11 protein-coding genes and 1 tRNA gene are annotated in these 13,889 nt (G+C 42.9%); 2 read left to right on the top strand and 10 right to left on the bottom strand.

What is annotated here, in order from left to right:
- Nucleotides 1-48: 48 nt before the first annotated feature.
- The 8 genes from JOD02_RS02800 to JOD02_RS02765 form a co-directional block, all read right to left on the bottom strand.
- On the bottom strand, nucleotides 49-402 hold the full coding sequence (locus JOD02_RS02800) for a sulfite exporter TauE/SafE family protein (RefSeq protein WP_204486731.1): 354 nt from the start codon (nucleotides 400-402) through the stop codon (nucleotides 49-51).
- A 1-nt stretch (nucleotide 403) separates the two neighbouring features.
- Nucleotides 404-757 (bottom strand): sulfite exporter TauE/SafE family protein, encoded by a 354-nt coding sequence (locus JOD02_RS02795; protein ID WP_204486730.1) that lies wholly within the window; start codon nucleotides 755-757, stop codon nucleotides 404-406.
- Between the two features lie 154 nt (nucleotides 758-911).
- Nucleotides 912-1,712, bottom strand: coding sequence for a peptidoglycan-binding domain-containing protein (locus JOD02_RS02790; protein WP_204486728.1), 801 nt, complete (start codon nucleotides 1,710-1,712; stop codon nucleotides 912-914).
- A 105-nt stretch (nucleotides 1,713-1,817) separates the two neighbouring features.
- Entirely contained in the window at nucleotides 1,818-3,110 is a 1,293-nt protein-coding gene (locus JOD02_RS02785) for a D-alanyl-D-alanine carboxypeptidase family protein (protein WP_204486726.1), read from the bottom strand.
- Between the two features lie 181 nt (nucleotides 3,111-3,291).
- Nucleotides 3,292-3,379, bottom strand: a tRNA-Leu gene (locus JOD02_RS02780).
- A gap of 472 nt (nucleotides 3,380-3,851) precedes the next feature.
- The gene (locus JOD02_RS02775) at nucleotides 3,852-4,658 is read right to left on the bottom strand and encodes a hypothetical protein (RefSeq protein ID WP_204486724.1); all 807 of its coding nucleotides are present in this window, start codon (nucleotides 4,656-4,658) and stop codon (nucleotides 3,852-3,854) included.
- Nucleotides 4,658-5,626, bottom strand: coding sequence for a GNAT family N-acetyltransferase (locus tag JOD02_RS11750; protein ID WP_204486722.1), 969 nt, complete (start codon nucleotides 5,624-5,626; stop codon nucleotides 4,658-4,660). Before JOD02_RS11750 ends, JOD02_RS02775 begins: the two co-directional genes overlap by 1 nt.
- Nucleotides 5,627-6,757, bottom strand: coding sequence for a glycosyltransferase family 4 protein (locus tag JOD02_RS02765; protein ID WP_204486720.1), 1,131 nt, complete (start codon nucleotides 6,755-6,757; stop codon nucleotides 5,627-5,629).
- A 342-nt stretch (nucleotides 6,758-7,099) separates the two neighbouring features.
- Between JOD02_RS02765 and JOD02_RS11745 the strand changes: the two genes are divergently transcribed.
- Together JOD02_RS11745 and JOD02_RS02755 are read left to right on the top strand one after the other, a co-directional pair.
- Nucleotides 7,100-8,554, top strand: a complete 1,455-nt coding sequence (locus JOD02_RS11745) for an O-antigen ligase family protein (RefSeq protein ID WP_204486718.1) — start codon at nucleotides 7,100-7,102, stop codon at nucleotides 8,552-8,554.
- A gap of 15 nt (nucleotides 8,555-8,569) precedes the next feature.
- Nucleotides 8,570-10,225, top strand: coding sequence for a cell wall-binding repeat-containing protein (locus tag JOD02_RS02755; protein ID WP_204486717.1), 1,656 nt, complete (start codon nucleotides 8,570-8,572; stop codon nucleotides 10,223-10,225).
- 50 nt (nucleotides 10,226-10,275) lie between these two features.
- Here JOD02_RS02755 and murJ read toward each other — a convergent pair whose 3' ends face one another.
- Nucleotides 10,276-11,832, bottom strand: coding sequence for a murein biosynthesis integral membrane protein MurJ (gene murJ / locus JOD02_RS02750; protein ID WP_204486715.1), 1,557 nt, complete (start codon nucleotides 11,830-11,832; stop codon nucleotides 10,276-10,278).
- Between the two features lie 316 nt (nucleotides 11,833-12,148).
- Nucleotides 12,149-13,756: a S41 family peptidase gene (locus tag JOD02_RS02745; RefSeq protein WP_243426330.1), complete on the bottom strand. Its 1,608-nt coding sequence runs from the start codon at nucleotides 13,754-13,756 to the stop codon at nucleotides 12,149-12,151.
- Nucleotides 13,757-13,889: the final 133 nt, after the last annotated feature.

Genomic DNA, 13,889 nt, shown 5'->3' with positions numbered 1-13,889 from the left:
ATTAAAACCCCATACGCAATTTTTTTCGACAAGCGTACAGCTACCATGTTATTTTTTCCCGCTTCGGACAAATTCATAAATGCCCATTACCAATAAGAAAATCCCGAACAGCCTCTTTAAGATTTCAGAAGAGGTGATAACAGCAAGCTCAGCTCCCAGAAATGCGCCTATAGCCCCTGCTAGGAAGAGGTAAATGGCCATTCTGTACTTGATGTATCCATTTTTGACATGAAGAAAAATCGCCAAAATTGCCGTTGGGAAAAATGCCACTAAGTTGATCCCTTGAGCAGCGTGCTGAGACAGCCCAGCCAAAAACACTAGGGCTGGGATAAGGACAGTACCGCCCCCAATACCCATTCCACTGATAATTCCAAAAAACAACCCTATCAAAAAAAGCAGCATCTTATGCTATCATCCTTATAGCAGCAATGATCATGAAAAGGCCAAAGGTTTTGCGTAACCAATAAGGTGAAATTCTGTTTAAGATCCAAGCCCCTACAAGTCCCCCTACTGCACCGCCAATAGCCACTTTCCAAGCCACATCCCACTGAAAAAATCCGCTTTTGAAATACACAAATGAACTTATAGCCGTCAAAGGAAGTATAACCGCCAAAGCAGTAGCATGCGCGTCGTGCTCCTTCATGTCCAAGAGGTGTACCATGGCCGGCACCACAATAGCACCGCCTCCCGAGCCAAAAAAGCCGTTGCACAACCCGGCCACAAAGCCTGATATTCCAATTTTAAGCCAACGTTTCATATTTCGCATCACCCGTAAATTAATCTTACCAAATAGGCGGCCTTTTATGCCTGCTGCAACTTTTACAGTGAAAAAGGATTATGCAAAATAAAGTGGTCACAGGCAAGTCAACCAAGATAAGTTTGTAATAAGCCAAAAAAAATAAAAGCCGGCCTCATCGGCCAGCGGCCCTCATCACAGCATCCTGATGTTCGGGGTCTTGTCTGTTATGTATATGAGTTTTGCTCTTGTAAAAATGGATACACACATGCCCCTCCATGCCGTTGTTGGGGATAATATCATAGGCATGGGGCATTGCATGCATGGAAGCGGCTACTCGCACTCCCCCGATTTCCACTATGACCGGCCTGCGATCCCAGCTCCATCCACCCCATATCTCCCTAATAGTCCAGGCGTCCTTCGCTGTCACCGGCTCTGAATCCGCGTGGTTGGTCCCACCGGTGCGCTTCATGTAAAACGACCTGCCAGTATACAGGTCTATTACCTTTGCCACTGCACCCCTGGGAAAGAGATACTGACCTTTTGAAAACCAATCAACCAGCACTCCCAAGGATGTCCTACCACCGCGGGAAGCCGGCAGATAAGAAGACGCCTGAGACGGATAGACTGTATAACGCTTGGCATTAGGGCTGTACAGCACCTTTTTGGTTTCAGGTCCCACCGTACCATCCACTTTAAGCCCGTTTTGCTCTTGAAACAGGCGCACAGCATCGGCTGTAGCTGTCCCATAGTATCCCGTGACTTTATAATTAAAATACCCCAGGTCCCTGAGCCTCATCTGAAGGTCTACTACCTTTTGTCCAGTACTCTTCACTTTTAATACCTCACTATCTGTAGGACCAGATATGCCCCCACTCACATCCCCATTAACAGGTGTCCCTTCCCCCCTGACAGGTGCGCTCAACATCAAGCATACAAATAACATCAATATAAGCGTGGTGAACACCTTTTTCATTGTAACCACCTTTTTTGAAAGTGTACAACCTATCTTTATATTAACACAGCTCACGGAAAAATGCATCTATTTTTTACAAAAATATTTCAAAAGTATTTCAAAAAATCAATATTCTATATCGAGCCACCTGTCAATTATCCTCTTCAAATTTGACCTTATGGTGTTTTCTTTGATATCGGTTGCGGTATACAGGTCCTTCTTTATGCTTACCTCATCGCCCAAAGTCACCTTCACATACCCCACCTTGGTATCAGCCTTCACCGGAGCCTTTAGATAATCTGGCAACTTAACCTCCACTAATATTCCCTTTTCCTCCCCTTCTTTTACCGGCAAAACTATCTCCTCTCTGCATATAGCTGCCACCTGTACCTCATACCCATCCTTAACTGGGATATACCCCATAACCTGCTCTTTTGAAATCACGGTATACGGTTTAAAGTTTGAAAAGCCATAGTCCAACAATGCCGCACTGTCGTCAAACCATGGCTGGCAGTCCAGCACCACGCACACCAGCTGCATACCATTGCGCAATGCGGCAGAGGCAAGACACCTCTTGGAAACTTTAGTATAGCCCGTCTTTATACCGTTAGCTCCTTCATAGCTCCACAGCAGGGCATTCTTGTTTTGGAGTACTCTATCATAGCTTCGTCCTTCCCAGGGAATTTTTTTGTATTTGGTGGACACTATGGTGCGAAAAACGGGATTTTGCATAGCATAGGCTGATATAAGTGCCAGGTCATAGGCTGTGGTATAGTGCATATCGTCATGCAGCCCGTGTGGGTTGACAAAATTGGTATTCTTTGCTCCTATTTGAACCGCTTTCCTGTTCATAAGCTTCACAAAGTTTTCAACGCTACCGCCTATATGCTCGGCAATGGCAACAGCCGCATCATTGCCCGATCGAAGCATAAGGCCGTAGAGAAGCTGCTCCAGGGTAAGCCTTTCTCCCTTTGCTAGGTAGAGGGACGAACCTTCCACCCCCACCGCTCTAGGTGAAACTACTACCACATCGTCAAGATTGCCCATTTCTATGGCCAATATGGCCGTCATGATTTTGGTGGTACTGGCCATGGGTAGCTTCATATGCTGGTTTTTGGCGTATAGCACTCTCTTGCTGGAAACCTCCATCACCACAGCCGCCCTTGCAGCAGTAGAGGGGGATACTCTGTGAGGTACTCTAGAGGCAAGGGAAAAACCTTCAATATAATGGCCAACCTCCATCACACCTATATCAGATTTTTGAAATACATTTTGAAGTTTAAAATTTATTCTAGAGCCCGTTAAATCGCTATAAGCTATATTGCTCGAACAATTACCTTGAACAGGGTACACACCGCTCGAATAAAAAAATATACACGCAAAAAGCAGTATACACGCTATGCTGCGCTTTATCACCATTCCTTCCTCCTGGGTACAGTATGAAATAAACCACCATACCGAGATATATACCAGTCATCAATCCAACCTCCTGATGGGTATAAACAAGTCATTGACACAGGTTTAGTATTTGACGGAGCGAGAAAATAATTCGCCAAAAAAAATTTAAAGCCCCGCTATAAATCAAGCGAGGCTTTCACTCTGGTGCGGAAGAAGGGACTCGAACCCTTACGCTCTTAACGAGCAGCAGCCCCTCAAACTACCGCGTCTGCCAGTTCCGCCACTTCCGCACACTAAAGGCTATCTGTTTGTAACAACCTTTATCGGTTTGCAAAGAATATTATATTCGCTTCATGTAAAATTGTCAACCGGTAATTTCAGACTCGTTGTTATCCAGAAATTCCCAAACGTCTTTTAACCATGTCTATAAGCCACTTGACCTCTTCAACCCTGAAAAGGTAAACAAGCGCAAAATACAGCAGGGCGCCAAACCAGGCAGTATATTATCCTTTTGGTAATCAGAAGCAAAACATTCAGCTTATATGCCAGTGAACCATCAAACAGGCATCCGAAAATCATCGCTACGGGCAATTATTGCGGTATCGGCAGTCTCCCAACCAATTCGGCTTATAGCTGCCGATGTTTTCATATCTGTCATTGCCGACTATACGCTGATAACTCCCTCCCGCAAACGCCGGCGTGGGGATGGTATTTGCCAACAATGTCAACAAAAGGGAGTAAACAACAATCAGTCACATTAAGTTAGGTTTCCCTCAATTCTTTTATAGCTTCCTCAAACGTAATAAATTCAACCCTATTTTCTCTTAAATATTCTATTAACCAAACGTACCACTCTCTCCATGTCAAGAAACTTTCACTAAAATACCTATCATGAAATAAGATTGTAAAATACTTTAAATTACATGTAATAGCTTTTTCTATAATTTCTTTAGTTGTGTCTTTCACCTGCTCTAAATTTTGATTTTGATAGCGAGAGTTTTTGTTGATTATATACCCATCCATTAAAGACAAAGGGAATTCCCATAAATCGCCCACTTTAAAAGGATTGGCTAACTCATAAATTGAAGAATCATACAGATAACCAACTTTATTCAACATATCCAAGGTCTTATTGGTAACTTTTAAATAATGCATCCTTATTCCAAATTTCTCTAAACCAGATACTTTCTTGAAAATTTCATGTTCACTTTTAATACCATCATAATCTTCAAAAGAGATTCCATGAACTCCCACTTTAAATCCTTCATTTATTATCTTTTTAATCCAAAATTCTGCGTCACTTAAAGAATAAGCAAGATTCCTTCCTTTTGAAACCGCAACAAAAAATGTTGAAGGAACTCTGTTTTCTTTATCAAATTTTATAAGTTCTTCAAGATTATGCCACTTATTATGAATAAACTCTTTAAGCCTATTTTTCACTTCTCTATAGGCTATATAACCTAAACCAAATTCAATAAAGCTCCTAATCCAGAATTTAGGAATTATCAAATCGTTCTTGTGCTCAAAAACCCTGATATGATCTACATCGTGAGTAACTATAACTTTCATCAGAATAACTCCCTTCTATAACACTTGAGAATCACCTCTAAAGGTAACCATGCTCTATTTATTCTAAAATACGCCGTTAATTCTCCACCAAAACCTCTGAAATATCTTTCTATTTGTGGTATCATTGAACCTTCAAAGTCAAAATATTTTAAACCGAGCTCCTTAGAACACTTTATAGCTTCCCACACTGCTAAAGCGCCAGCTCCATGATGTTTAAATTCATGGTCATAACCGCCTAACAAGTAATATGCAGTTGTTCTATCATACACACAAAAAGCGCTTGCAATAGGTATTTCTTCCTTAAAAGTTGCAAAAGCAAAAGAATTATTATCGTTTGCGAAACTAAAAAGTATTTTATCCAAATAGTATTTGTTATCAACATCTTTTTTTTGACGAGAAAAGGTCTTCAATACCAACGATTTTACAATATTATAATCATCAATCTTCCGTACAGCTAAATTATCTTTAATAGCCTTGTTTATATCATTTCTTCTTTCAACTGACATTCGGTTATAAAGATCATCGACCGACTTTTTCAAATCTAAAATATATGTATAACCAGGAACAACTTTAAATCTTTTCCATATAAAAGGTAAAGTATCCATAATATTTCTTCCAAGAGAAATAGAAATTATGGAATAATCCAATTGCTCTAAAAACTCAGCAACTACAGAAAGAATTTCTCTATATTTATTCAAGACATTTACTGGATTATGAGCATCTATTTTAAAGAATGGTCCAACAAATGGAGTAAATGGCGGATTACGATAAATTGTAAGCCCAATTCTTTTTTCTTCGTATAAATGAAAACCACCTATCAAATTACCTCCTTTATCATAAATACCATAGAGAACAATATTATTAAATATTTTTAACCACTCATATGTATTAAATATTGACCCATAGCTAGAAGCGAGCTTTCTATATTCTTCTATCTCATTTTCTTTTTTTATTTCTTTTATTTCCACTCAAACTGCAACCTCCTCTTTTAAAATCCTTCTATAAAACTCTAATAGTTTATTTCCCTCAACTTGCCAATTATATTTATTCAATACAGCCTCTCTTCCCCTATGTCCCATTTTTTCGGCTTCTTCAGGATGCTCCAAAATCCATTTTATGGCATCCGCAATTTCTTTAGGTTTCAGCGGGTTCACTAAAATCCCACATCCTGTACACTCTATAATTTCACGCCACAACGGAAAATCAGATACAATCACAGGAAGCCCAACAGCCATATATTCAAACAATTTTACCGGCCATGCTTCAACGTAGTTAGGTATAGGATGTAAAACGACTAAACCTACTCTTGCCTCCCCAAGTAATCGTGCTATTGACTCCCTATTCTGCCAACCCAAAAAATTTACATATTGCCATCCTTCTAGATTCTCTATTTCATCCTTTAAACTAGGTGGTGAAAAACTACCAGCAAGGACAAGACGCACATCCACCTTTTTGGCTACTAATTCAACAGCTTTAATCATTTCTTTTATACCTCTTATAATCGAGATTCCACCTATATATACGACTTTCGCCGGACGATTTTGATAAGGAATGGATTCGCCCAAAACAAACTCACTAACAATAGGAAAATTTTGAACCACTGTAGTTTTAAACTTTGGAAAACGCTTAGCAATAGCAGGTGTAGCTGCCACTATACCATCAATAATTTTTGAAGCTAATGCTTCAATCATACCCATTACACCTGCTACCATTCCTCTTAAATATTTAGGTATCCATTCCTTACTCATAATTTGCCTTGGCACATCCTCATGTACATCATAAATAACTTTTTTGCCATGGAATCTCAACATTATTCCTGCAGGTATTAATTCAGGATCATGAAAATGGTAAACTTCTGCATTTTCTCGTAATGCCGACTTATAAACTTGTAATGTAATTTTTAATATTCTCTCTTTACGATTTTTAGGTTTTGGTATCGCTTTAATTTTAACTCCTTCAACCACTTCATCTTTATCATGGGGTGCAATTAAAACAACTTTATACCCATTCCCAGCTAAAGTTTTACACTCTTTATGAAATATACGGTCATCATATGGAGGATGCGCAGACGTAATATGGCAAATTATACTATTTCCCATCTCTCATTACCTCTCCATCAACAAATATCTTCTACCATTTCCTTTTATTTACATGAGATTGACCCAAATCCTACATTTACATTTCTCGCTTTATACCATTATGTTATCACAGAAGTAAGATAATGTAAACAACAATAGGACAAGGAAGTTTTGTGTATCTCCTTTCTCACATTTCCTCGCTACTTTAGAATGAATCATGGTTTATACCTCATCAATTTAATGAGGGCTATGAATTTTGGGGAGTTGCATTTTAATTTTACAATGAACCTTTACAAAAATTGTAGCTGCGTGATAAAATACGGAAAGATATTTGGGCTGCGGTTATTTACGAAAAGGAAGGCGGTGAAACAAGTGCTTATGTATTGTACCGCTTTAGAGGAAAATGACACAAGATATTCTCTTTTTATGACAGTTGTACTCCTTGATTTGATTTTGACGGGCAAATTTTTGCAAAGAAATAACCCAAATGTTATGCTGCATATGGCAGTATTTGCAGTAACTGCATTTTTGGTGGTATTTGTTGCCTGGCGTGTCGGCAAATTTGCTGCGCTCTCTGTATTCACAGGATTGCTTATCCTCTCACCGCCGGTTTTTGTTGTGACTACGCTCCCCAGCATACGCTTTGACGAGATTATGTTAGCTTTGCTTTTAATAAGGTTGCTTTACGAAGATCCGCGCACTTTTCTCAAACAAAATGCTACTGGAATAAAATTGCTTTTTTTCATCGTGGTGTACGGATTAATTTCGATACTTTTTTCGTTTTTATTCCTCAACTGCATCCCCTCTGTGCGAGATTTTTTTGAAATAGCGCGTTTTATAGAATACGGCATTGTGGTGGCGGTGGTGAATACTATCACCTTCAGTGCTTCAAAAAAAGACATCCAGAACTTTTTCAACTCCTTTATATTTTTTTCCTTTGTTTTTATTCTCTTTTGCTTCTACCAGTTTTTCAACCTCTTTCACTTTAACGGAAATATCTCTTTTTTGTACACCCACGAACTTCACATCGATGCCCTCTACAAATACCGCCGTATAATAGGGACAGTGGCCGATCCCAACAGTGCTGGATTTTTCTTGAATATAATATTTTTTTACATGGTGTGCAGGCTTTTCTTTTTCCAGCGAAAAGAAAAAAAAGGCATCATCTGGGCCGAAGTACTTTTGGCCATTACATCATTTGCGGCACTGCTTTGTACCCTGTCGAGGACGAATATTCTTGCCAATTTCATCTGCGTGGCATGGCTCATATTTAAATCCCAAAAGAGAGCATCTCCCCGGATGAAAAAGGTAACCCTTCTTTTGCTTTTTGCTGCTGTAGCTTTTGTTGCTATCTTTTTTGCCTTTGATGAATCATTCAGAATACGCATGATAAGCGGCCTCCATTTTACACATGATAGGAGTTTACTTGCTAGGCTTCAAAGATGGGCTGATGTGCTACAAGAGATAGCCGAATCGCCAGTTTTTGGGTGGGGACCTGCGAAAAACGTTTTCGACATTGCCCCGCCGGTTGACAACGAATACCTTCTGGTATTGAGAAAGTACGGAATCATTGGTTTTGGTTTTTATGTATTTGGCTATTACCTCATATACAGGGAAGCTTCCGCGACTGAAAAATCAAGGGAAACAAAGTGGCTTGGCTTATTTGAAAAGTGCATTTTCCTGTGCCTCGCAATCAACAATATTACTGGTGGAGTATTGTATCATGTTCAAATTATGCCCTTTTTATTGCTTATTATAGCCTTTATATCCGGTATTCGAAAGTTATCTAACTATGAGAGCTCAATAAAAACAGCTTAAAAGGGGTCAGTGGAAATGAAGCTGAAAAAAAGTATTTATGTTTATTATGTGGTACTTGCAGTTTTGCTCATCTTTCCAGTACTTTTGTCTGCTACCGTAAAACCACCAGAAATTATAATTGATACGGATGACAGCCCGAAAAACCTTATACGAGTAAAAGACCTGAACAAAGACGGTCTGGTAAACCTCTACGATTATGTGCTGCATTTTAAAAGAATAACAGTCCTTTATCCCGGAAAGACTATCCAGCAAAACGTTGGGATTCGTATAAACCTTCCGAGTGATGTTCGCACATGGGAAGAATTTGCTGTTGAAATAAAAGTAAGCGGTGTTCGTGACCTTTACGGTATGTCTTTAGAGATGACTTATAACCCGAATATCCTGCGCGTTGTTGGGGTAACGCAGGGAGATGTTTTCAATAGTACAGGGTCTCTTTTGAAAGAAGTGGTAAACTACTGTGACAACGATGCCGGTAGTTTAAGTTACGCATGTGTCCTAACGGGTGGCAGGGGGATAACCGGAGATGGAACCCTCCTTTATATACGCTTTCGCGCAGTAAGCGAGGGCTATTTCAATATGATGCCTGTATTTGACCCTGCTGCAGAGCTTAAAGAAGGAACATGGAATTTAAGGTTGATGCTGGCGGATAGCACCGCACTCCCGATTAAATACGAAATAAGCGATGCAAGCATGGAAGCAAGAATTTATCCCATGCCGGAAGCGATATCAAGCATCAGAATAGCAGGAAAGAACAGATACGACACTGCAATAGAGGCAAGTAAAAGGGGCTGGGCATCTGCAGAAAGTGTTATTCTGACAGGCGGCGAGGATTATGTAGATGCGCTTGCTGCGGCTCCTCTCTCCCGTGCTCTTGATGCGCCCTTACTGCTTACACCATCCCACACGCTGTACCCGGGGGTGCTGGATGAACTTGAGCGTCTGGGAGCCTCGTATGTTTATATACTCGGCGGGAGGGAAGCGGTTTCAAAGAACATAGAGAAAGACCTTGCCAGTTTGGGCTACCATGTAGAGCGCATCTATGGCAGTGACAGGGTGAATACCTCTATTGAGGTGGCTTCCAGATTAAAGGAAATCACAGATTTTGACACTGTTGTTCTGGCAACGGGATATGACTATCCTGATGCGCTGGCGGCCGCAGCCTGCGCTGCCCAAAGGGGGCAACCTATTTTGCTTACCGCTGGCAGTAGCCTAGAGTTTGAGCTTAAAGATGCCATTGAAAGGTGGGGTATAAAAAAGGTGATAATAGCCGGCGGTCCGGCTGCCGTCTCACCGAATATCGAGAAACAGCTCGAGAAAATAGGCCTGACATCTGAGAGAATATACGGTACCGACAGGTACCTGACATCCGTCAGGATAAACCGTTATTATGATGAAAACCACAGTGGCTCAAGCGGGGTTGTGCTTGCAACAGGGCAGGATTATCCCGATATGCTGGCAGGTGTGTGCCTGGCTGCCAAAAAAGGATGGCCTTTCTTGCTGGTCCCAAGATACTATGTAAAAGCGGAAACTCTAAATTACCTGCGTCAGATCGCACCACAGATAAGAGAAGTGTATGTTATAGGCGGAACTGGCGCAATTGATGATTCTAACTGGTTTTCAATAATTGATGCCATCAATGAAGTAAGAGTTCGAAAACAGATGGGTGATTGAATCAGTTTCATCTGTCATCCTTTTCCTGCAAAACGAAAACATTATAATTTTCATTCAGAAATTTTCATCCGCTTTCTGGCCATATCTGCCAGCCAACCCACCTCTTCAACCCTGAAAAGATAAACAAGAGCAAAATACAGCAGGGCGCCAAACCCTATCATAAACCCAAGGACCAAAATGCTCGTCACGCCGCTGGACAAAGGAAGATGCCTTGCAGCAAAACCATTTAGCCAGTACACGACAAATCCCATTATCAGCGATGCCGCACCGCATTTTAAAAACGCGCCAACCAGTTTTCTCCCACCGATGCCGCCCAGCCGCTTCCTCAAGTTTGCAAACAAAAGCATGGTCATGACCACAGCCGACAGGCTGGTGGCCAGCGCCAGGCCATTATGCTGCATAAACCTGACCAGGATGAGGTTCAGCACAATGTTGAGCGCAACGGTAAGCATGCCGTTTATCATGGGCGTTTTGGTATCCTGCAGCGAATAAAAGGTCCTGTTCAGCACGTCGCGATAGCCGTAAAATACCATGCCCAGCGAATAAAACATGAGCGCCGAGGCGGTCATGGCAGTTGCCCTTGCATCAAACCGACCCCTCTCAAACAGCACCGACACTATAGGCTGCCTTAAAACCACCGCCCCAACGGTAATGGGAAGTATGATGAGGGTGATAACGTTTAGAGACTTTACAAGCTTCTCCTTGAAGCCGGCCATGTCCTTCTCTGCGCTAAGGCGCGAAAGCAGTGGATATATGACGGTAGCCAGCGATACGGTGAAAAGGCCGTACGCAAAGCCGTTTAGCTTGTTGGCAAAGTTGAGCGCCGAGATGCTGCCCTCAGCTAGGCCTGAGGCTAGCATTCTGTCAATCAGGGCGTTGAGTTGCTGCACCGTCGAACCCAGCATAACTGGAAACGCCAAAGTGATCACATTTACCACATACGAGTCCCTGAAATTCAATTCGCTTCTGTAGCTATATCCTTTTTTGAATGCACCGATCAGCAACATGACAGCCTGTATCACTGCACCAGCAAGGGTACCAAGTACCAGACCATACGGTCCCACGGTATCGCTTAAAAGAAGCATTGCTATGATCACGGCGTTGCTGGGTATGCCAATGAGTGCGGGCAGCGCAAATTCGCTATTGGCCTGTAGATACCCGATAAAAACCTGGCATATGCCGATAAACACGATCATGGGGAAGGTTATCCTGGTAAAGCTGACTGCCAGCTCGAGAACCTCTCCCTTGAAGCCCATGGCAATCAGGGAAACAATAGGACGTGTAAGCACCATACCCAGTACAGCCAGGGAGGCACTTGAAACAAGCACTACGTTGAGCACCCTGTTTGTAAAGCGGATGTCCTCACCGGGCCCGCCGTCTACCCTGATACGCGAGTAAAGGGGGATAAATGTGGTGGTGATTGCCGCCGCTATGCTGGAAAACAGGGTCTGCGGTATGGTCAGGGATATCAGATAGGCATCGGTGATATATGAAGCGCCGTATGCATTGCCCAGGAGTATTTCCCTCAAAAAACCAGTCACCTTGCTGATCAGCGTGATTATGATAACCACAATTGTGGCCTTTTTGTAGCTCATCTGCTGCTCCATCTTTACACCCCTTAACCTTTTCTTCCCGCCCCTGAGGCGGGAGCAACCTTTAATCAGCCCGTTGCAATAGCTTTTCAGGCATCTTCAATTTTCACATCGTAATTATTATAATACGCCGGATGCAGATTAGCAACCGTTTACAGCTTAAATCAACAACCCACAATCACAAAAGTGGTACCAAATATACACAGTGAGACAACGTATAACCTGAGAAAGCAGTGAGGGTTCTCCTTCTATAAATATGCAAAAAATGAAGGCAGCCAAATGCATTCGGCCGCCTCTGAACACAAGCAACACCTTTCACAGGACTGTTCATTTACTCCTCCACCACCGCTCGGCACAGCACCCCCTGGCCTAGATAAGCCCCGGTCCTTGCCCTTATGCCCTCTTCTATTACCAAATAATACTCCCTTCCGCTTTGAAGCAGCTCATCCGGCACCACCTTAACCTGGTTGTCACTCAACTGAAAAACCGAACAGGGAGTGCGTTCGCCCGTTTCCGCGTCTATAAGCTGGATTTTTCCCTTTACCTCACCGGCATCAACCGGCTTTGAGAAGGTTACTGTAAACTCCTTGTCGGGTTTTATACCCTTCAAAACCGGAACTTCATCATAATAAGGATAATACCATCTGTACAGCTGCAGTTCCCCGCTCTTTTGCCATCCGTCGTCGGTTCCTATATACAGTTCCTTCCCCTCGTTCAGCGCACTTTCTATTATATGTCGGTAGCTTTCCCAGTACTCGTCGGACCGAGCCTTGCTAAGGTCGACATCCAGAATGTCGCCCTCTTTAATCTGCACGGCGGTAAATCCCTCTTTCGAATTCCTATTTTCGGCATCCCCGCCCAGAAGAAGAACCGCGGCATTTAAAAGAAACTCGTCCCGAAGGTTTAAATCCGGCTTCAGCCCCGTACCACTTATTTGCCTGCCTCTGGGTGTGTAAAAATGCCCGACGGTCAGCCTCAGCACGCTTCCATCACTTAGAGGAAACAACGACTGTATGCTGCCCTTACCGAATGTATTACCGCCCAGCAGATAGGCTCTGCTGTAATCCTGCAGCGCCCCTGCAAAAAGCTCCGATGCGCTGGCAGTAAAACCGTCAATGAGCACCAGCACCGGCAAGTCAACCTGGAAATCCTGCTCGGGAACCAGGTAATATGTACCCTCGCTCCTGACATGCACCAGGGTGGCCGGTTGACCGTCAGTAAAATACCCGGCCATATCTACGCCCGACTGGAGGTACCCGCCTCCGTTCCCTCGCAGGTCGATAATGAGCCCTTTTGCACCCTCTTCTTCCAGCTCCTTAACCGCCTGCTCAAATTGAGTGGCGGTATCCTCACCAAATGACCATACCCTAATGTAGCCCACTTCATCGATCAACTCCCATTCCACAGTGGGCAGGGTTATCCTTTTACGCAGCACCGGTACCGAAAATACCACGTCCCCCCTCTTTATCGTGAGCAGCACCGCTGTCCCCTCATCGCCTTTTATGTACCTCAATGCCTCGGACAGGTCCAGATCCTTTAAATCTACACCATTGGCGTTTATAATGATATCGCCGGGCTGAAGTCCCGCCGCTTCTGCTCCGGAACCCTTGAAAACCGACAGTATCAGCACACCTTCAGGAACCTTTTCAACCGTAACCCCTATACCCACGAACTCCATTTCAATGGAGTCCATCAGCGCCTGATACTCATCGGCGGTCATGTAGGAGCTGTAGGGGTCACCCAGAGCTTGGATGATGTCTTCTATATCGCCGGCGTTCAGAACATCTTCGCTTACTTCTTCAACGTAGTAGTTCTCTATGAGATACCTAACCTCGTCAAGTATCTCATTGCTATCGCTAGTTTGTGCATACGCTGGAGTAAAGATAAAAAGCACAACCACACACAGTGCAGTTATCAGAGTTATGGCTTTGTTTTTCATATGTATCACAGGCATCCCCCTTTTAATCAGCATATATGCGTTTTCGCTAGCACACATTTGCACCTGTCGTTGTTTGATAGGTTTTTGGATTTATTGGGTTCAAACTGCCCACTCTTGAGTTGTTTATGTTGTC

Origin of the sequence: Caldicoprobacter guelmensis, from assembly GCF_016908415.1 — a bacterium.
Lineage (GTDB): Bacteria > Bacillota > Clostridia > Caldicoprobacterales > Caldicoprobacteraceae > Caldicoprobacter > Caldicoprobacter guelmensis.
This window is presented reverse-complemented; position numbering and strand designations above follow the sequence as displayed.

Excerpts from the sequence above, each read along its gene's own strand:
- JOD02_RS02800 (WP_204486731.1), bottom strand. The coding sequence starts at position 402 with ATGCTGCTTTTTTTGATAGGGTTGTTTTTTGGAATTATCAGTGGAATG.
- JOD02_RS02795 (WP_204486730.1), bottom strand. The coding sequence starts at position 757 with ATGAAACGTTGGCTTAAAATTGGAATATCAGGCTTTGTGGCCGGGTTG.
- JOD02_RS02790 (WP_204486728.1), bottom strand. The coding sequence starts at position 1,712 with ATGAAAAAGGTGTTCACCACGCTTATATTGATGTTATTTGTATGCTTG.
- JOD02_RS02785 (WP_204486726.1), bottom strand. The coding sequence starts at position 3,110 with ATGGTGATAAAGCGCAGCATAGCGTGTATACTGCTTTTTGCGTGTATA.
- JOD02_RS02775 (WP_204486724.1), bottom strand. The coding sequence starts at position 4,658 with ATGAAAGTTATAGTTACTCACGATGTAGATCATATCAGGGTTTTTGAG.
- JOD02_RS02765 (WP_204486720.1), bottom strand. The coding sequence starts at position 6,757 with ATGGGAAATAGTATAATTTGCCATATTACGTCTGCGCATCCTCCATAT.
- JOD02_RS02755 (WP_204486717.1), top strand. The coding sequence starts at position 8,570 with ATGAAGCTGAAAAAAAGTATTTATGTTTATTATGTGGTACTTGCAGTT.
- murJ (WP_204486715.1), bottom strand. The coding sequence starts at position 11,832 with ATGGAGCAGCAGATGAGCTACAAAAAGGCCACAATTGTGGTTATCATA.
- JOD02_RS02745 (WP_243426330.1), bottom strand. The coding sequence starts at position 13,756 with ATGAAAAACAAAGCCATAACTCTGATAACTGCACTGTGTGTGGTTGTG.